Origin of the sequence: Rufibacter roseolus, assembly GCF_017916365.1 — a bacterium.
In the GTDB taxonomy this organism is placed as follows: domain Bacteria; phylum Bacteroidota; class Bacteroidia; order Cytophagales; family Hymenobacteraceae; genus Nibribacter; species Nibribacter roseolus.
Genome location: NZ_JAFMSU010000001.1, coordinates 1,250,983 through 1,270,832 on the forward strand (window position 1 = coordinate 1,250,983; position 19,850 = coordinate 1,270,832).

The 19,850-nt window shown below is 54.5% G+C and carries 14 protein-coding genes; 10 read left to right on the forward strand and 4 right to left on the reverse strand.

Features of this window, described 5'->3' with window-relative positions; genetic code table 11:
* Positions 1 to 20: 20 nt before the first annotated feature.
* Together tamL and J3P35_RS05150 are read right to left on the reverse strand one after the other, a co-directional pair.
* Complete coding sequence (tamL, locus tag J3P35_RS05145) at positions 21 to 2,369, reverse strand: translocation and assembly module lipoprotein TamL (protein WP_210463285.1); 2,349 nt, start codon at positions 2,367 to 2,369, stop codon at positions 21 to 23.
* Positions 2,370 to 7,364 carry a translocation/assembly module TamB domain-containing protein gene (locus J3P35_RS05150; RefSeq protein WP_210463286.1) on the reverse strand — a complete coding sequence of 1,665 codons (4,995 nt, stop codon included), beginning with the start codon at positions 7,362 to 7,364 and terminating at the stop codon, positions 2,370 to 2,372.
* Between the two features lie 277 nt (positions 7,365 to 7,641).
* On the opposite strand from J3P35_RS05150, the gene J3P35_RS05155 reads away from it, so the two are divergent.
* A complete protein-coding gene (locus J3P35_RS05155) occupies positions 7,642 to 8,514 on the forward strand; it encodes an ion transporter (RefSeq protein WP_210463287.1) in 873 nt (290 codons plus the stop codon).
* Between the two features lie 19 nt (positions 8,515 to 8,533).
* On the opposite strand, the gene J3P35_RS05160 is transcribed toward J3P35_RS05155, so the two are convergent.
* Entirely contained in the window at positions 8,534 to 9,082 is a 549-nt protein-coding gene (locus tag J3P35_RS05160; RefSeq protein WP_210463288.1) for a lipocalin family protein, read from the reverse strand.
* Positions 9,083 to 9,166: 84 nt separating this feature from the next.
* Positions 9,167 to 9,604, reverse strand: coding sequence for a GNAT family N-acetyltransferase (locus tag J3P35_RS05165; protein WP_210463289.1), 438 nt, complete (start codon positions 9,602 to 9,604; stop codon positions 9,167 to 9,169).
* 110 nt (positions 9,605 to 9,714) lie between these two features.
* Here J3P35_RS05165 and J3P35_RS05170 point away from each other — a divergent pair, with 110 nt between their 5' ends.
* The 9 genes from J3P35_RS05170 (at position 9,715) to J3P35_RS05210 (ending at position 19,200) form a co-directional block, all read left to right on the forward strand.
* On the forward strand, positions 9,715 to 10,206 hold the full coding sequence (locus J3P35_RS05170) for a YajQ family cyclic di-GMP-binding protein (protein WP_210463290.1): 492 nt from the start codon (positions 9,715 to 9,717) through the stop codon (positions 10,204 to 10,206).
* 132 nt (positions 10,207 to 10,338) lie between these two features.
* On the forward strand, positions 10,339 to 11,127 hold the full coding sequence (locus J3P35_RS05175) for a TerC family protein (protein WP_210463291.1): 789 nt from the start codon (positions 10,339 to 10,341) through the stop codon (positions 11,125 to 11,127).
* A gap of 504 nt (positions 11,128 to 11,631) precedes the next feature.
* Positions 11,632 to 13,311 carry a GMC oxidoreductase gene (locus J3P35_RS05180; RefSeq protein ID WP_210463292.1) on the forward strand — a complete coding sequence of 560 codons (1,680 nt, stop codon included), beginning with the start codon at positions 11,632 to 11,634 and terminating at the stop codon, positions 13,309 to 13,311.
* A 21-nt stretch (positions 13,312 to 13,332) separates the two neighbouring features.
* Positions 13,333 to 14,793: a Gfo/Idh/MocA family protein gene (locus tag J3P35_RS05185; RefSeq protein WP_210463293.1), complete on the forward strand. Its 1,461-nt coding sequence runs from the start codon at positions 13,333 to 13,335 to the stop codon at positions 14,791 to 14,793.
* 385 nt (positions 14,794 to 15,178) lie between these two features.
* Entirely contained in the window at positions 15,179 to 15,742 is a 564-nt protein-coding gene (locus J3P35_RS05190) for a gluconate 2-dehydrogenase subunit 3 family protein (RefSeq protein WP_210463294.1), read from the forward strand.
* Positions 15,743 to 16,029: 287 nt separating this feature from the next.
* Positions 16,030 to 16,500 (forward strand): c-type cytochrome, encoded by a 471-nt coding sequence (locus J3P35_RS05195; protein ID WP_246849965.1) that lies wholly within the window; start codon positions 16,030 to 16,032, stop codon positions 16,498 to 16,500.
* A gap of 9 nt (positions 16,501 to 16,509) precedes the next feature.
* Positions 16,510 to 17,256: a 3-keto-disaccharide hydrolase gene (locus J3P35_RS05200; RefSeq protein WP_210463295.1), complete on the forward strand. Its 747-nt coding sequence runs from the start codon at positions 16,510 to 16,512 to the stop codon at positions 17,254 to 17,256.
* A gap of 24 nt (positions 17,257 to 17,280) precedes the next feature.
* Complete coding sequence (locus J3P35_RS05205; protein WP_210463296.1) at positions 17,281 to 18,168, forward strand: hydroxypyruvate isomerase family protein; 888 nt, start codon at positions 17,281 to 17,283, stop codon at positions 18,166 to 18,168.
* Between the two features lie 60 nt (positions 18,169 to 18,228).
* Entirely contained in the window at positions 18,229 to 19,200 is a 972-nt protein-coding gene (locus tag J3P35_RS05210; RefSeq protein ID WP_210463297.1) for a sugar phosphate isomerase/epimerase family protein, read from the forward strand.
* Positions 19,201 to 19,850: the final 650 nt, after the last annotated feature.

A 19,850-nucleotide genomic window follows, 5' to 3' on the forward strand; every position in this document is an offset into this window, starting at 1 on the left:
TTTATTTTTATGAGAAAATTTTAGAAAGGATACCCGATGGCCAGGTTCAGCACCCCGGTGCCGAACAGTCCGGATTTAGGCCGACCACCGTTGGGGTAGGTAGGGTCGCGGAGCGGATAGGCCAGGTCCACGCGTATCACAAAGAACTGCACGTCAATCCTGATGCCGGCGCCGGCGCCCACCGCCAGCTGGCTCATGAAGTCTCCGCTGAACTTACCGCCGGGCCGGGTAGGATCTTCGTTTACAAGCCAGATGTTACCAGCGTCCACAAAGAAGGCGCCTTTCAGGTACGGGTCCATCAGCGGGAACCGGAACTCGGCATTCCCTTCCAGCCTGATGTCACCGGTCTGGTCAAAATAGGAGAAGCTTTGGGAGACTTCGTTGCCGGGTTCCTGTAATGCCGTTGGATTGTAAACACCGGGTCCTAAGCTGCGGGCCGGAAACGCCCTGATGCTGTTAGGACCGCCAATGCCGTACTGCTTGATGTACGGAAGCACGTTGGAGTTGCCGTAGGGCAAACCGTAGCCGCCCAGAAAGCGGGTAGCCAGCACCAGTTTTTCAGTGAGGTTGAAGTAGTAGCGGGTTTCCAGGTCAAACTTAGCGTACTGCGAGAGCGCCTGTCCCCGGAACGTGTTCGGGAACTCCGGATCAGCGGGCCGTTTGTTTTTCACCCGGTAAAAGAGTCCCCACAAACCACCCGAGAAATCAAGCCCGGGGCTGATGTAGAATTGGTGGCTTCGCCCTTCAACCCCCAAGGTATTGTACACCAAACGGTAATTACCGCCAATGATCAACTGCTGGTCAAAAGCCCGGGCCAGGAACGGACGTTGTGCCAATTCTTCCTGGAAGGCGGGGGTAGGGTTTAGCAGCCGAGAGTACTGCACCTGCACGGGGTTGATCTGGAACTCAGTGGTGGCGTATTGCCGCCAGGAGTACCCGTACTCAAAGTTGAAGGAGTTCTGCTGAAAGAATTCCTGCCGGTTGATGAACCGGAAACCCAACGCAAACCGCGTTCTGGGCTGGTACATACTGCTGGCGATCCGGATATTGAACGGCGAAATGATACGAGGCACGTGCATCTCAGCATCGGCTCCTACCTCCATGGAGGTGAGACCCGAACGGGCACTATCACCGCTGATCTGCGATTCAAAAGAGCCTACCAGGTTAATGAGCAGCAGCTCGGCACCGCGCAAGGCATTCCGGTTCCGGAAACTGACCGTAATACCCGGGCCTGCGTACCCGTTGGATTTCTGCACCGTTTGCACCTCCGCCCTGACCGATTTTTTCTTGGCTTGGGTCAGGAGGATATCGGCATTGATACGTCCATCCAACCCGATAGAATCCAGGGGTGTGAACCGCACCTCGGCAAACTTGAATGTTCCCAAATCCATGAGGCGGTTAACGGTCTGAAGGTGGCGTTTCCGGCTGTAGAGGTCGCCGTTTTCCACGAAAACCGCATTCAGAATGGTTTTGGCCTTAAAGGTTTCTTCGTCTGGATAGTACTTGTAGTCTTTGAATTGTACCGGTGCCTCACTATCGCCAATGGAGTCGCCCAGGGAATAGTCGGTGTATATGCTCACCTGCTTGTAGCGGTACGGGATCAGGGCCTTGGTAGGAGCTGTGTCCTTCAGGCGCACATAGATGTTGACCTTGTTGTTCTGGGTACTATCTACGTGGTAAATCAGATAGCTTTCGTCAAAAAAGAAGAAGCCTTTCTCTTTCAGGATCTCGTTCACCCGCAGGCGCTCGGCAATGAGTTTTTCCAGGTTGTAGGGGTCATTCACCTTCAGCAGGCTTTGGGGTTCCGTCGCCCTGATGGCCATGGAGACGCTGTCGTTCCCCTGCGGAAACTGGATCTGCTGAATGATGTATTGCTTACCCACCGTGGCGGCATAATGCACCTGCGCCATCTTGCGCTTGCTGGTGGTGTCTACGGTGTGTTCCAGGGTGGGGGAGAAATACCCGTTATTGTACAAACGGTTGATCATGGCTCCTTTCACACGGTCTGGGTGCGCCTCGCTTAACAAAACCGGCGGCTCTCCCAGGCGGGTTTTAATCCAGTTGGCAATGCCTTTGCGTTCACGGTTTCCGCCCATGGCGTTGTAGATCCAGAGCTTGGGCCGCATGCCCAGGAAGGAGGTATTGGGCTGAGGCCGGATGGCGGCGTTCAGTTCCGGTTCCAGGGCTTTGGTGTCTGTCTCAGGGTAGGGAGAAGTCACTGTGATGTCACCGCCAATGTAGAGGTAGTCTCCCTGGGGAACGCTTTTGGTGCTGCTGCAACCCGCCAGAAAAGCCAGGAGAAACAACAAGGAAAGTGCCCTGGAAAGGGAGAGGGTAGAGAAGGTCACGTGTCTATAAAGCGATGTCATTTATTTTGCTTTGCCAGTATTTCTAAAGAGTTCAGCGAGGCTGTCATATTCACGCACGAAAAGCAGGGAAACACCGGTGCGCTGCAACTGTCCGTCCAAGAAGCCTTCATAGGAATTGTTCCGGAAAGCCCGCAGCCGCAACCGCCCATCTTTGGTCACCGAGTATTCCACTGACACGTCACCCGCGAAGGCATTTGAGCCGCTGTTGTTCCCGTTGCCGGTGTTGCCCTGGTCATTGCCGCCGCCCAACGGAATGTCTGTCCCGAAGCTTACGGTCAGCCGGTCGTTGAGGAGCTGGCGCTGCATGGCTACGTTCAGGTCTGTGCGGCTCTGAGCATCGCCGGAGGAGTAATCATCATAGGAGTTCAGGCCCAGTTCAATTCCCAGCCCGCCCAGGTACTGGCCAGTCAAGTTATTGAGCTGGTCAGAGAGTACTTTGCTTGCACTACCACGCAGGGCACTATTGATACCGCCTCCGGCCGAAGACGCCAATGGGTCCTGCGCCATGAACCGGCCAAGTACCAGTAGGGAAAAGACCTGTTTGGTGCGCTCAGATTCCTGCGTTGGTTGGCTTAGCTGGTCCAGGCGGGCACGTACTTCTTCCACCATGCCCCCTTTTGCTTTCTCATCCAGTTCAATATTGAAGGAGATAGCCGGGTTCATGAGTTCGCCTTCCATGTTCAGGCGAACATCAAACGGCAGTTTGTTGCGGAATTGACCGGCGCTTCCGGCATCTACCCCGGCGGTTTGGCTCTGGATAAGTTCCAGCGGAGCCGCGTCTACGTTATAGATGGCCGTGATATTGGCATCGGCGTCCATCATGTCACCGGTCCAGACAATGTAGCTGGCAGGGTCAAACGCAAACTCACGTTTCACCAGTTCATACAGGTTCATGGAGTAGAGGCCTTCGGTGACATCATAGCGACCCGACAACGTGATGTTTTCAGTTACATCATAGCCTACATTCAGGTTTGCCTCGCCCCTGATGGTCAGGTTGTCGCCCGACTCTGGATCTACAATCACGGTGATGGGCGTTTCATCGGTTAAATTCAGGGTCATGGTCATTTCAATTCCTGTGACCTCGGCCTCCACCGTATCTATCTGCTTTTGGCGGTTGATGCGGCGGTTGCGGGTGCTGTCTGGGTCTATAAAGACCACAATCCCCTCGCGGTTCACGCCCGCTTCCTCCTGTGGCATCACATAGGTCAGGTTTGAGTTAGGCGCTACTGTTACAGTGGTGTTGATGACTGGCACGTTCAGGTCTCCCGTGATGCGGGTGTCGCTGTCCAGGAATACGCGGCCGTAGTACAGCTCATTGTCAGCGGCGGTGCTGTTCATGACCATGAAGTCATCGGTAGTAGCCCGTAGATCAAATCGGTAATCAGTGAAGTTAGTGGTAAGGATGGCTCCATTCACAGTGGCGCGGTTGTTCAGGGAATCTAGCATGACAAAGTCGTTGAACTGGATGCCTTCATTGTTCACGCTCAGGCGCTCATCAGGTACCCGGAACGTGGAATTGAGCATGGCTAGGTTGAAGGTAGCCTCTCTAAACTGCAGGTCGCCCACAATGTCTGGGTCTTCCAGGGTGCCCCTAATGGCTACATCGCCCGCTAAATTACCTCCCAGGTTTTTAACCATTCCCTGGGTGAATGGCTGCAGGCTGGCCAGGTTCAATTGACCCAGATCCAGGTCAAAGGACATCGGTTTGCCTTCGGTGGTGAGGTAATATCCTGCCAGGGTTACGTTGTTGCCGTAGCCGGATAGGCGGGCCGTCATGTTGTAGCGGTTGGCAGTAGGGTTGCTGGCCTGTAACGTGAGGTCACCTACCGGGAATGTCTCGTACTCTAAACCGGTGAGGGCCATGTCTGCGGTAAAGCTCATGTTCCCTGATATGTCATTGACGGTAGCTTTCCCGTTCAGGGTACCAGCCACCAGACTGTCTTCCTGCAGAATGGCGCGGGCCAGATAGCCTACGTCTACATTGGTCAGGTTGACATCCAGCGGGGAGTTCTGGGCCGTTGGGTTTTGGCTTTGCAGCGCAATGGCCATGGGCCCGTTAGATAAGCGGAGATTGTTCGCCACTACCGCTCCATTGTTGGTGTAGTACCGTACAAAATTGTTTGGCCCCACGGTCCAGGCATCGCGGTTAATGAGCAAATCTGGAGCGACGTTCACTTCAAACCCATTGGTGATTTGTCGCAGCAGTACACCAATAGCCGATTCTTCCTCTCCGGTCCTGCTTTGGTTCGCTGCGCGCAGGGCTACGGTGTTGTTCTGCACATTCCCACCTAGCACAATGTTGTTCACCCTAAACGTGGTGTCCTGCCGGATGCGCTCTGCCCGTACGTTATAATTCAACTGTTTGGGGTCTGACGAGACATTCAGGGAAATGGAGTCTAGCCGCATGCCGGTATAGCGTACGCGCGGTACACTGGCTACCATCTGCAGATTGGCGGTCTGGCTATTGTAGTTCCCGTACAGAGTATCTAAACTCAGGCGGGTAAGCCCGGGCACGAAGGCCTGGAACACGCGTGGTTTGTGCAGGGCCATATTAAAGCTGAACTGCCTTGCGCGGGAACTGGGTTTGTAACCGCCATTCCCCAAGTCATAATACCGACTGATGTGGTTCATCAATTCCGGCCCGATGTCTCCTAAACCGATGTTCCCGTTCAGGTTGGCGGTGATCACGTCTGAAAGCACCCGCAGTTCGGTCTGGCCGGGCTTTTGCGTTAGATTTACAGAAAGTGAGTCAAACTGGAGCGGGCGGTTGTTGCTGGTAAGGGCGGTGTTGCGGGCAATGATGGAGCCGTTCAGGCTGTTGGCATCACCGCCTCGTAAATCAGCGATGATGTCGCCGCGCAGTCGTAAGTCCTCTGGGTACAGTTTCAGGGCCTGGAAGTCTATCGCTCTCAGGTTGGCGTTCATGGCGATGGCCGGTTGGGCGCCCCGAAGGTTCACGGTTCCGTTCAGCGCAAAATCCAGGTTCTGGTCCTTGGTGCTATTGGCTTTGATGGCGTAGCTGTTGCGGTTGGCATCTACATCGAAGTTCAGGTCATGGTAGTTGTATCCGCCGTATTCAAAGCTCTGCACGGTACCGTCAATTTTGGCCACCATGGTCTCAGGCGTGATGCCGGTTCCGTTGATATTAGCGACCAAAGAGGCTCTGCCCAGGGTTTTGTCATTCATCAAGCGTCCCAAGTCAAAGCGCATCAGGCGCACATTGCCCTGGATGCGTTCCTGTCCTTTGGTGCGGCCCGGTGTCATGTCAATTTTGGCAATCGCATTCCCGAAGGTGGTACGCACGGTGGCATCTACGTCAAAGGCGGTCATGGTCCCGCTGAAGGAACCTTGTACGTCCATGGACGGTGGCAATGTGATGTTGGCCGGTAAGGTGCCCGCCGGCAGCAAAGATTTCACGTCGGCGGCGGTGGTATGGAAACGGTTGATCTGGAGGTTGGCGGCCAGGTTCTCTGGGTTAGGCAAGCCCCTGATGCGTCCGCTTAAAGCCAAATCTGTGTTGCGCCAGCCGCTCACACGCACGTTACTCAGCAGCAGGTTATCCATGCGGCCGTTCACCACTCCACTCAGGCGCACGGTCTGGCCCAGGTTGCCCGCCAGGGGCGGTTGGTTCACCAACGCAGGTTGCAGCAAGGCAACATCCCGGAACCCGATGTAGGTGTTCTGCAGATCTGCGGAAAGGGTGAGCTTGCTCAGGTCCTCGGCAGCGGTCTCCAATGAAGGATAGCCTACTTTGATGCGGCGCGCGATGCGGCTGTGGCCCGTTTCCAGCACCAAATCTGATAATTCGGTCTGAACCGAGTCAAACAGGATGCCGGCCGTGAACTGCTTTACCTCAAAGCCGCTTTTCTCCTGGAACGTGAGTTGCTCCAGTTGGGCGGTGGTGCGGTTGGTGCTGTAGTAAAGGTCGTTCAGTTGCAGGTTGAGGTTGCGGGCCATGAGGTGGTTGTAGTCCATGCCGCGGGCCTGGCGGGGCACATCGTAGTTGTCAAAGGCGGCATCTACCTCGGTCACGTTCAGTTTGTCCAGGGTGAAGACCCAGTTCACGGGCTCGCCGGTGGTTTTGGAAACAGCTTCCTCAATGGCTTCCACGGCTTCGGCGGGGTTTACCACGCGGTACTCGGCGGGCATCTCGGCGTTCTGGGCGTAGGCCAGGGTACTGTTGTGCAGCTCCAGGTTGCTCAGGTCGATGCGCGAGTTGATGAGGTCAATTTTCTCAGAGGCCATGCGGGCCTGGCCCAGGTTCACGTCAATGTACTGTTTGGCAACCCCGTTGCGGTACTTCAGTTTCACCCTATCCAGCGCGACTGTCTTGAGCCCGAACTGCATGGTCAAAGGCTCAGACTCGCCCTCCGGCGGAACCTTGGTCTGCACCATGTCTACATAGGTGTCGCGCAGCGTGATGTCGCCTATGCGGTAGATTTCTTTGGTGAGGTCCAACTCGTCCATCTTCACGTTGAGGTTGCCCACGCGGGTACGCACGTTCTGTCCGTTCACCTCGTCGCGATAGGTGAGGAAGATGTTCTTGAAGTTAATGGTGCCTATGTCATAGGTGAAACCGGCGCTGGTGGTGTCCTGAACGGTGGTATCGGTGGGGGTGGCGAAGGCCTCTAGTATGTAGTCAAAGTTGGAGACGCTGTCTGGCAGGGTGCGGTAGATGTGGGCCGTGGCGTTTTCCAGTTCCAGCGATTTAAGGGCCACTTTGGATTGAATGATGCCCAGGATGTCCAGGTTGGCGGCCAACCGCTCAGAATACCAGAGCGTGTCGCCTTTCTGGTCTTCCAGGTACACGCCTTCCAGCAGGATGTCTTTGCGGAAATCACTGCGGAACTTACCAATGCGTACCTCCGTGCCTATCTTGTTCTGCAGGTAGTTCTCTGCCTTGCTGGCGGCAAAGTCCTGCACCTTTGGTATCTGAAGGGCCACCAGGAGGAGCACCACCAGCACCAACAACCCGCCAATTATCCAGAGAAGCACGGCGAGTGTTTTAAGCGTATATTTCTTAACAGTATGCGTAGACAAAATAAATATAGTAGCAGTTTTGGGAGATGCTACTTGTACTCAAGTTATATAGCTGCGGTTACATATATCCTTGTTAAAGAATAGGATTAAACCATTTTTTAAGGGTTTTTCTCCAAAAATGGCCCTAAAATACCTGCCATTGTATAGCCGTGAAACCAGTCACTGGCTTACCCTTGCAGAGTGGCTTTACCCTTCCCCTTTGCTTGCGTATGTTTTACAAAAAGAACCTTTGATGCATCCCTCGCCTACCCAGCCGGAAACACCCGGTAAAACCGCCCTGAACCACGAACGCCGGCAGCTTCTCCGGCGCATTCAGCACGCCCTGGAAGGACCTATGATCTTTCTGGGCTTTGTGTGGCTGGTCTTGCTGGTAGTAGAACTGATCTGGGGGCTGGGTGCGGTGCTGCAAATGCTCAACTACGCCATCTGGATTGTTTTCATCCTAGATTTTGTCCTTCGGTTTACCCTGGCGCCAGAAAAAGGCGCGTTTCTGAAGACCAACTGGCTCACCGCTATTTCCCTGGCGGTGCCTGCCTTGCGGGTTTTCCGGCTGACCCGGTTTGTGCGGGTATTCAGGACGGTGCGGGCGGTAAGGGGCTTTAGATTGGTGCGGGTCTTGAGTTCGTTGAACCGGGGCATGAGAAGCCTGGGCGCCACCATGGGTCGCCGGGGCTTTGGCTATATGCTGACCCTTTCGCTGGCTGTTTTATTTTCAGGGGCCGCCGGCATGTACGCGTTTGAAAATGAGGTGGCAGGAGGTATCTCTTCTTACGGGGAAGCGCTTTGGTGGACGGCCATGATCCTGATCTCCTTAGGCAGTGAGTACTGGCCAAAAACCCCCGAGGGGCGGGCTTTATGTTTTGTGCTGGCGCTTTATGGGTTTGCCGTATTTGGGTACTTCACCGCTTTGCTGGCCAGTTTTTTCCTGGACCAGGATGCTGCGAGCAAAAACTCTGAAGTAGCCGGAGCTACCCAAATTGAGCAGCTGCACCTGGAAATGAAACAACTACGGGAAGAATTAAGGGCTGTCTTGGCTTTACAGCAGACCCCCAAGGCACCGGCAGGCGAAATAGACCCACCCGGCAACCCCAAGGCAGAGGTTTGATCAGATTTCAGGAGGGACGTTATCTGTCTGAGCAGCTTTGATCTGCTTTGACCAGTTTTCGGGTGTCAAAGCCCAAGGCTTGAGCTTTTTGCGTGAGTTGTTCCTGCACCGTTGCATCCAAGGTACGGGTGCGGGCCAGAATCCAAAGGTATTTCCGGTCAGGGGAGCCCACCAGGGCATGGGAGTAATCATCGGCCAGGCTCAGGATCCAGTAATCGCCCCGGAAAGGCCAGAAGAACTGCACCCGCAGCTTGGCGTTGTTGCTGCCTTCCACCGGGAAGGCTTTGCCCAGGGCACCATCTTCTTTGCCGCTCGCGCTGCCTTTGCGGCAGGAGTTATTCACCTCCACGTAGCCTTCTCTGGGCGTGTACACGGCGGTAGTGCAGTGGCAGCCTTTCTCAAAACGGTTGGGGATGAGCGCGATCTCGTACCACTTGCCGGCATAGCGCTGCAGGTCCACAGAGGAGACAGTGGGCAAAGGGGCGGGTTTGGGTTTGAGGGCCAGGAACAAAGCTCCTACGACCAGCAAACCAACGCCAACTCCGGCAAAGACAAGTGATTTTTTCATGACAGGATAGATAAAAGATTGCTCCCGCTCCCATGGTCTGGCAAAAGCAGGTGGCAAGCGGAGCAATGCCTTTATCCGGCGCTGTTAGTAAAGGGGCTTGCGCATCTGGTAATGCTGCACCTCGCCAAAGAGAAGGTGGGTTGGATACTCTTCTGTAAACCCGTTACGCTTGTAAAAGTTTTTGGCGTACTCGCGGGCCTGCACAATGAGCTCTTTGGCGCCCATTTTGCGTGATTCTTCCTCCACGGCCTGCAGTAAACGGCGGCCTACTTGTTTGTTCTGGTACTTGGGGGCTACAGACAGGAATCTGAGCTGGGCCTCAGAGTCGGTTTCCATGTGCACGCGGCAACCACCCATGATCTCGCCAGTGTTTTCGTCAATGGCCATCAGGTGGGTTGCTTCGCTGTCGTCGTCCATGCGTTCGCTGCCTACCGGCTGATGCCAGGGCTTGCGTAACATTTCGTAGCGTAACCGGTAATACTGCTCAAACTCGTGAAAGGTAGAGGGCTGAATAATTTGCATGACTGCGTTTTTAAGCTCTTTTCCGTAAAATTTCGCTAAACTAGTAACTTTGTTCGGCATCCTGATACAAAACCGTATAAATACCTGTCATTTTAATTAACACAACTACCATGCCTTCATTTGATATCGTGAGCAAAGTTGATCCGCAGACCCTAGACAACGCCATCAATACCGTTAAGAAAGAAATCCAGAGTCGCTATGACTTCAAAGACACCAAAGGCAGCGTGGAGCTGGACAAGAAAACCAATATGGTGCACATTGTCACCGAGAATGACATGCGCCTGCGCCAGATTGAAGACATTATCCTGAGCAAAATTGTAAAGCAGCAGATAGACGCCACCGCGCTGGACTTCAGCAACGAGGCCACGCCCAGCGGTCCCATGATCAAGAAAGACGTGAAGGTGCGCGCCGGCATTGACAAAGAAGACGGCAAGAAGATTGTCAAGCTCATCAAAGACAGCAAGCTGAAGGTGACCCCCGCCATCATGGACGACCAGGTGCGCGTGACCGCCAAAAAGATTGATGACCTGCAGGAGGTGATTGGCATGCTGCGCCGCGCCGAGCTGGGTATTCCGCTGCAGTTCGTGAACATGAAATCATAAGCGGGCCTGCCCGTACCGTAATTATACTTTAATTGAAGGCGGCAAACCCTGGTTTGCTTAACCCAGTTCCTGAGACTGCGTTTAAATGCCTTTACCTGCTCCCTTTTACGCACTATCTGAATAAATAAAACTATGTTTGATGTATTCTCCAGCCCAGATGTCTGGCTAAGCCTCCTCACCCTTACCTTTATGGAAGTGGTGTTGGGGATTGATAATATTGTGTTCATCTCCATTGTGGTATCGCGGCTGCCGCGCGAGCAGCAGGCCCGGGGCCGCACCATCGGGCTGATGCTGGCCCTGGTGTTCCGGATTATCCTGCTGTCTTTCATCAGCTACATTGTGAACGCGAACCAACCGCTGTTCACCTGGAACCTGCCGTGGCTGGATGAGCCGTTTGCTGTTTCCTGGCGCGATATTATTCTATTTGGCGGGGGCTTGTTCCTGCTGGCCAAGAGTACCACCGAGATCCACAACAAACTGGAAGGCGAGGAAGAGGAGCATGGTGCGGCGGGCGGTACCGCTACCATGGGTAAGATCCTGGTTCAGATTGTGATGGTAGACATTGTGTTCTCCTTTGACTCTATCTTAACAGCCGTAGGTTTAGTTGACCACGTGATTGTAATGATCATGGCGGTGATTATTTCTATGGGTATCATGCTAGCCTTTGCCAAGTACGTGAGCGATTTCGTGAACACGCACCCAACTGTTAAGATGCTGGCCCTTTCCTTCCTGATCATGATTGGGGTAATGCTGGTGGTAGAGGCGCTGCACGCCCACATTCCTAAGGGCTACATCTACTTTGCCATGTTCTTCTCCCTGGTAGTGGAAATGCTGAACATGAAACTGCGCAAGAAAACCTCCCCGGTGCAGTTGCGCCAGAGCGAGATTCTGGAAGAAGACATCACCGTGCAAGGGCGTTGATAAGTCCTTCCAAAACAGAAAGCAGAAGCGGGAACCCGGTCATCGGGTTCCCGCTTCTGCTTTTAGGGTTATTGGCAAAGCCGGGTTTGTATAAGCCTTCTTTCGTTGTTCCTTTTTTAAGCTCGTTTTTGAAAAGAAGGCCAGAAACGGTTTTCCCATTTTCGCAGATATAGTAAACCAATCTCCCAAAAACAAACCCAGTGTGCCGGTTTCCGTTTTGAGGCTGTTCTGCCAAAGTAGATGAAAAGTTTATCTATTAGTAAATCCTTTTAGCAGAACCATTGTGGTGATTTAACCAATACAAAGCGAATTTTCAGTTTTTTGCGGCCAGTTAGCGGGGTGCGCTTGCTTTTGCTGTTTTTAAATTTTATTATTAAAAAGCCATTTTGTTGATACTCTCACAACAAGGGGGTAGGTAATGTCTTTCAGGTTGTCATTACCTTATTTTAAAAGCAAAAAACACCACCCAAACCCAACAAACAACTAAGCTAACCATCTTCTTTTATGGCCGATAATCATTACGATGCCATTGTCATAGGTTCTGGTATCTCCGGCGGCTGGGCTGCCAAAGAACTCACTGAAAAGGGCCTCAAAACCATTATGCTGGAGCGGGGCCGCAACATTGAGCACGTCAAAGACTACGTTAACGCAAATAAACACCCCTGGGAACTGCCTCACCGCGGCGGCCGCACCCAGGAAATGATTGACAACTACCCGGTACTCAAGCGCGACTACACCCTCAATGAGGCCAACCTGGACTACTGGGTGAATGAGAAGGAAAGCCCCTACGTTGAAAGCAAGCGTTTTGACTGGTACCGTGGCTATCATGTAGGGGGCCGCTCCCTCATGTGGGGTCGCCAGAGCTACCGCCTCTCTGACCTTGACTTTGAAGCCAATGCCAAAGACGGCATCGCGGTGGACTGGCCTATCCGTTACAAAGACCTGGCGCCGTGGTACAGCTACGTGGAGAAATTCGCGGGCATCAGCGGGTCCAAAGAGAACATTCCGCATTTGCCGGACGGCGAGTTTTTGCCGCCCATGGAACTGAACTGCGTGGAGAAAGACGTGGCTGCCCGCATCAAGTCGCATTACAAAGGCAACCGGCACCTGATCATCGGCCGCACGGCCAACCTCACCGCGGCGCATAACAACCGCACCAACTGCCAGTACCGCAGCAAATGCTGGCTGGGCTGCCCGTTTGGGGCGTATTTCAGCACGCAGTCGGCCACGCTGCCGGCGGCTATGGCTACGGGCAACCTCACGCTGCGGCCGCACTCCATCGTGACCAAGATCCTCTATGACAAAGACACCAAAAAGGCCAAAGGCGTGGAGGTGCTGGATGCGGAGACAAACCAAACTTATGAGTACTTCGCCAAAGTGGTGTTCCTGAACGCCTCCACGCTCAACTCCACTTGGGTTTTGATGAATTCGGCCACCGATGTGTGGGAAGGCGGTTTGGGCAGCAGCAGCGGCCAGTTAGGCCATAACCTCATGGACCACCACTTCCGGGCCGGAGCCAAAGGCGATATGGAAGGCTACGAAGACAAATACTATTACGGCCGCCGGCCCAACGGCATCTACATCCCAAGGTTCCGGAACATAAACGGCGAGAAACGAGACTACATCCGGGGCTTCGGGTACCAGGGTAGCGCCAGCCGCACCGGCTGGGGCCGCGAGATCGCGGAAATGGGCATAGGGGGTGATCTCAAAGACGCCATGTGCGAGCCCGGCGGATGGACAATGGGCATCAACGCCTTCGGGGAGACGCTGCCTTACCACGAGAACATGGTGAAACTGAGCAAAGACAAAAAAGACAAGTGGGGCCTGCCGGTGCTGGATATTTCCTGCGAGATAAAGGAAAACGAGCACAAAATGCGCAAAGACATGGCCAACGATGCCAAAGAGATGCTGGAGATTGCGGGTCTCAAGAACGTGGAAACCTATGATGCCGGTTACGCCATGGGGCAGGGCATCCATGAAATGGGCACCGCCCGCATGGGCCGCGATCCTAAGTCATCGGTGCTGAACCAGTACAACCAGGTGTGGGATGCGCCCAACGTCTACGTGACAGATGGCGCGGCTATGACCTCGGCGGGCTGCCAGAACCCATCGCTCACCTATATGGCCCTTACTGCCCGCGCTGTGGACCACGCCGTTAGTGAATTGAAAAAAATGAACATCTAAAACCCCTCTATAGATAATCTCATGGCCGAAGAAGAAAACAAGCCTGCCCCGCAGGACAACACCCGCCGGCAGTTCCTGAAAACCGGCGCCCTGGCCGCAGCCGGGTTCATGATTGTGCCCCGCTACGTGCTGGGCGGCAAAGGCTACACCGCCCCCAGCGATAGGTTAAGAATTGCCGCCGTGGGCGTAGGCGGAAAAGGCGAAAGCGACATCAAGAGTTTCTATGACAGCGGCAAAGCCGACATAGCCTTCCTCTGCGACGTGGACGACACCCGCGCCGCCAAGTCGCGGCAGCGGTTCCCCAAAGCCAAATACTACAAAGACTGGCGCGAGATGTTTGACAAGGAGAGCAAGAACTTTGACGCCGTCTCTGTCTCCACGCCAGACCATAACCACGCCGTGACCACCATGGCGGCCATGCAGCTGGGCAAGCACGTCTACGTGCAGAAACCGCTCACCCATGACATCTACGAGGCCCGCATGCTCACCGATGCCGCCAAGCGCTACAAAGTGGTCACCCAGATGGGTAACCAGGGCGCCTCCGGCGACGGCGTGCGCCAGATGCGGGAGTGGTATGATGCCGGGCTCATTGGTAAGGTACACACCGTCTACTCCTGGACGGACCGCCCCGTATGGCCGCAAGGCATCCAGTGGCCCGCCACCAAGGGCGAGGTGCCCGCCGGGCTGGACTGGGACCTTTGGCTGGGCACCGCTCCTTACAAAGAATACGTGAACAAACTGGTGCCCTTCAACTGGCGCGGCTGGTGGGACTACGGCACCGGCGCTCTGGGCGACATGGGCTGCCACCTGCTGGAGGCTCCGTTCAGAGTGCTGGATTTGACCTATGCCACCGATGTGCAGGCCAGCGTGGGCACCGTGTACGTAGACGAGTTCAAGCGCGGGTACTTCCCCGAGAGCTGTCCGCCTTCCAGTCACGTGACCCTCACGTTCCCCAAAACTGATAAAACCAAACAGCCCGTCACCATCCACTGGATGGACGGGGGCATCCAGCCGGAACGCCCCGAGGAACTGGGCGCCAATGAAGTGTTCGGAGACGGCGGCAACGGAACGCTCTTCGTGGGCACTAAAGGTAAGATGATGTGCAGCACCTACGGCGCCAATCCGCGTTTACTGCCTACTTCGCGCACCAACGAGGTAAAAGTGAAGCAGAAGCTTGCCCGGGTACCCGGCGGGGCCGAAGGTCATTACGCCCAGTGGGTAGAGGCTTGCTTGGCCGGTTACGGCAAGATGGAGGTAAGCTCTCCGTTTGAAATCGCCGGTCCGCTCACCGAGGCCCTGCTCATGGCCAACCTCGCCATCCGCGGCACGGACGTGCGCCGGCCCGCCGGCAACGGCTTTGATTATCCAGGCCGCGGCGTGAAACTGCTCTGGGACAACCAGAACATGCGCGTCACCAACTTTGATGAGGTAAACCAGTTTGTGAAACGCGACTACCGCGCCGGCTGGACCTTGGGGGCTTAAATTAGGAAGTTCCTATAATTTGGAGTTGTCGCATTCCGTCCCCCTGTGAAAGGCTAGGGTTGATAAGGCTCCTCCTCGGTCTGTCCCCTGACAGACCGAAAGGGTACAGGAAAAACAGCCTCCAATGGTTTGGCCTGTCAGGGGACAGGCCAAGGGAAAGAGTTGTCGCATTCCGTCTCCCTTTGAAGGGGGTAGGGGGATGACAAGGTCGCTAGAGGAAGGAAAAGCTTTGGCTACGGATCTTGGGCAACCACAAGGGATTGCCCCTACATACGAAAATGCCATTATCGACAAGATTATTCAGCCCAAGCCTGCAAAGGGGGAATGGAAGAAATTTATCAGTTTAGACAAGATTTTAAGAAAATAAGCCATAAAAGGTTTACTTATGAATAGAAGAGAAGCGATTGCCGCCGTGGGCTGGATTCTGGGCGGTACCCTCATCGGGGCTGAGTTCCTGGTGTCCTGCACCAGCAGTGCCGCCAAGGTGAACAAGATGTTTGACCAGGACCAGGTCACGTTTCTGGATGAGGTAGGGGAGACCATTCTGCCTGCCACCAGCACGCCCGGCGCCAAGGCCGCCAAGATTGGTTTGTTCATGGCCAACATGGTGCAGGACTGCTACACACCAGAAGACCAGAAGATTTTCATGAAAGGCATCTCCCAAGTTGATGAAGAAAGCAAAAAGAAGTTCGATAAGAAGTTCATGGAAGCCTCGCCGCAGCAGCGCACCCAACTGCTGACTCAGCTGGACAACGAGCAGAAAAACCATCAGAAAAACAAAAAGGAAGAAGAGCCTAACCACTACTTCCGGATGATGAAGGAGCTGACTTTGCTGGGTTTCTTCACCTCCGAGGTGGGTGCTACGCAGGCGCTTCGCTACCTGCCGGTGCCTGGCCGCTATGACGCCTGCATGCCTTATAAGAAGGGCGACAAAGCCTGGGCCACCTAAGCCTTTGGCTTGAACGGTTTGCCTGGCTTAGAATGGTTTCCGCCAGAAAGTGCTTCCCGCTTTTGCGCTCAAAATTAGAATTTGGGGCAGAAGCGGGAATTGCCGGATAAAACGCCATATTTAAGCTGGTTTTGGGAAAACAGGCCTAAAACGAAACCTCGGCGCTGCTGCGGCAATTGAAATCAGCCATGGCTAAGGTCAGGCACCGGAACCGGAAATGAGTGACAGGAAATACCAAAGCATCTATTTAACCTTAACTTACAACCACAGAATTACGCGTACACCCTATGAAAAAAGTATTCCTTCTCCTGAGCTGCTGCGCTTTCATGGCAGCCTGTAACAGCAATTCTTCCACCACCAATGAAGGGGCGGTAGCCAGCACAGACGCAGATTCAGCCTCCTCGGCCTCCATGAGCGCGGCCACCCGCCAGCCAGATGCAGACACCGCCAGTATGGACATAGGAACCAACCGCTCCGCCGGCACCGGCGGTGGGGAAGTGCACGAGAAAGGAGCTCAACTGATCGCCAGTTCAGATTGTACCGGTTGCCATAGAATAGACCAAAAGCTGGTAGGGCCGGCATACGAGGCCGTGGCTGAGAAGTACGAGAACAACGAGAAAGACACTGAGTACCTGGCCGGTAAAATCATCAAAGGCGGTAGCGGCGTTTGGGGACAAGTGGCTATGACCGCGCACCCTAACCTGAGTGAGGAAGATGCAAAGCAAATGGCCCAGTACATTCTGTCTCTTAAAAAATAAAGGCATCCTATGACGACCCTCCGCCACCTTCTCCCGCTACTGGTTCTGGGCGCTCTGGGCGCCTGCCAATCTTCCACGCATCAGACTTCTATGACGGCCAACGAGAAATCAAGTGGTTCTGCCTCTGAAGCCTGGCAGCCACTCTTTGACGGTAAAACCACCCAGGGCTGGCATACCTACGGGCAGGCCAAAGTAGGCAAGGCTTGGAAAGTGGAAAACGGTACCCTGCACCTGGATGCTGCCCACAAGCAGGACTGGCAGCCCGGTGACGGCGGCGATATTGTGACGGCGGAGAGTTACGGTAACTTCCATCTCAAGCTGGATTGGAAAATCGCGGCCAACGGCAACAGCGGCATCATTCTGTTTGTGCAGGACGAGCCCACCAAATACCCCAACACCTGGAGCACCGGCCCCGAGGTGCAGGTCCTGGACAACGCCGGTCACCCCGATGCCAAGATCCACAAGCACCGCGCCGGTGACCTGTATGACCTCATCGCCAGCAACCCCGAAACTTCTAAACCCGCCGGTGAGTGGAACCAGGTAGAGGTCATCAGCAACAATGGGCGTCTGGACATCTTCCAGAACGGCACCAAAGTGGTTTCCACCACCCTCTGGGACGATAACTGGAAAAAGATGGTGGCTGGGAGCAAGTTCAAAGACATGGCCGGTTTCGGGGCGTTCAAATCAGGGAAGATCGCGTTGCAGGATCACGGTGATGATGTGTGGTACCGGAACATCATGATCAAGCGGCTGTAGGCCCTCTGTTAAGAGAATAACGCAATGTCAGATAAAAACAGAAGATCGGCCATCAAGGGCATCCTGGCCGGAACGGCGGCGCTTACCGCAGCCGGGCCTTTGGCCTGTTTTGGCCAAAACGAGCCCAAAACAGAAGCTGCCTATACTTTGAAAGGAAACCTCAACCACTCGGTGTGCCGCTGGTGCTTCAATGAGTTGTCAGTGGAGGAACTCTGCGCCGCCGCGAAGGAAATAGGCCTTAAGGGCATTGACCTGGTTGGTCCCAAAGACTGGCCCATTTTGAAAAAACACGGCCTGGTTTCCACCATGTGCAACGGCGCGGAGATCAGCCTCACCGAAGGATTTAACCATCCGCAGTACCACGCCACGTTGGTGAAAAACTACTCAGAGATGATCCCGCTCGTAGCCAAGGCCGGTTACACCAACCTCATCTGCTTCAGCGGGAACCGCAACGGCCTGGATGATGAAACCGGGCTCAAAAACTCGGTGGAAGGTCTCAAAAAGCTGTTGCCCCTGGCCGAGAAGCACAAAGTGGTACTGGTGATGGAGCTCCTGAACAGCAAAGTGAACCACAAGGACTATATGTGCGACCGTACCGCCTGGGGCGCTGAGCTGGCCAAACGATTGGGCTCTGAGAACTTCAAGCTGCTGTATGACATCTACCACATGCAGGTAGACGAGGGCAACGTGATCCAGACCATCAAAGACAACCACCAGTACATTGCGCATTACCACACCGCCGGCGTGCCGGGCCGCCACGAGATTGATGATACCCAGGAGCTCAATTACCCGGCCATCATGCGGGCCATCAAAGACACGGGGTTTAAAGGCTTCGTGGCGCAGGAATTCATTCCGCAGGCCAAAGACAAATTGAAATCATTGCGGCAAGCCATCCAGATCTGTGATGTCTGAGCGGCCTGCCCATCAAAGAATACTCTAACCAATCAACCTTCTACTAAGCACCAAAGCCAAATGAACAACAGAAGATCTTTTTTGCAGAAGCTGGGTTTGCTGTCGGCGGGCGTCGCCTTCGCGCCGTCGCTGCTTGCCTCCTGTGATTCCTCTAAAACCACTAATACTGATAATGCCTCTGCGGATGCTTCTACAGACACCAGCACCGCTGGCGCCAGCACGGGCAAAGCCACCGGGGCCATCCGTGACATAGGAATCCAGCTGTACACCCTGCGCGAGCTGCTGCCCAATGACCCGAAAGGCGTGATAGGCAAAGTGGCCCAGGCCGGATACAATGATGTGGAAACCTACGGCTACTCCGTAGACAAAGGCTACTGGGGTCTTCAGCCGAACGCTTTCAAAGAACTGCTGCAAGCCAACAACCTGGTTTCTACGAGCGGCCACTATGAGTTTGGCCAGTACATGAAAGACGGCAACACCGACATTGTAAAGCGCTATATTGAGGCCGGAAACATTGTAGGCCAAAAATACATCACGGTGCCTTACCTGGGCGAAGAGCTGAGAAACAGCGCAGATGCCTACAAGAACATCGCTGAGAAAGTCAACAAGGCGGCGGAGTTATGCAAAGCCTCAGGCCTGAAACTGGCCTACCACAACCACGATTTCGAATTCAAACAATACGGCAACACCACCGGGTACGACATCCTGCTCAAGGAAACCGATCCGGCCCTGGTAAGCTTCGAAGCCGATCTGTTCTGGATGGAAAAGGCCGGCCGCAAACCGGTAGACCTGTTCAACCAGCACAAAGGCCGTTTTGTGATGTGGCACGTGAAAGACATGGATAAAAACTCGCCTGACCTCAACACCGAGATTGGCAGCGGCACCATGGACTACAAGGCCATCTTCGCGCAGGCTAAAACCTCCGGTCTGGACCGCATTTTCGTGGAGCAGGAAAACTTCGCCGCCGGCATGGACCCCTTCAAGAGCATCAAGCAAAGCCGCGACTACGTGAAAAATACCCTGCTCGCGTAAGCAGCTGCACCATTTTTGTCATCACCCTTTCGGGCCTGTTTTACCAGAAACAGGCCCGAATTGCGTTTAGGGGCTCCGGTTGGTTTTTGATTTTAGGGTGATGGTAGGGCAGTTTTGGTTGTTGGTGATAACACCAACAACGGCGGATGAGGCAGCGAGGGAACGATAAGGAATGTAGGGGCACCTCTTGTAGGTGCCCTTCTTGGTAACTGCCAGTCGCAGCCGTTGCGGAGGACCCGTGGGAGACAAGACATGCCTTGTCTCTACATGATCACCTAACCTAATGCACAAACACCTGTTTTCCTGCGGCGGGCCGGGGCGAAGGCCTACAGTGAGGCCGAGACACGGCCTGCCGCACGGATGAACTGTTCATTTGGTAGTGGCCTGCATTAGCTATGGAACAGAGGACGGCAGCGGGGTGGTACCTTGATGGAAGCCTCACTGTCCGAGCGTCAGCGAGTTTGAGGCTTCTTGATTCTTTTGGTTACTTTTCTCATCAAGGAGAAAAGTGACAAACGCCCGCAGGCCGCGGCTGCAGCCAAAGAGATAGTAGGGAAGGCAGTAGGAAGTAGAGGCAATAGAAGGAAAGCCACGGAAGTAAATCCGCGCCAAGGCAAGTTTGAGGCTCACGCCTCACTGCAGTTGCAAAC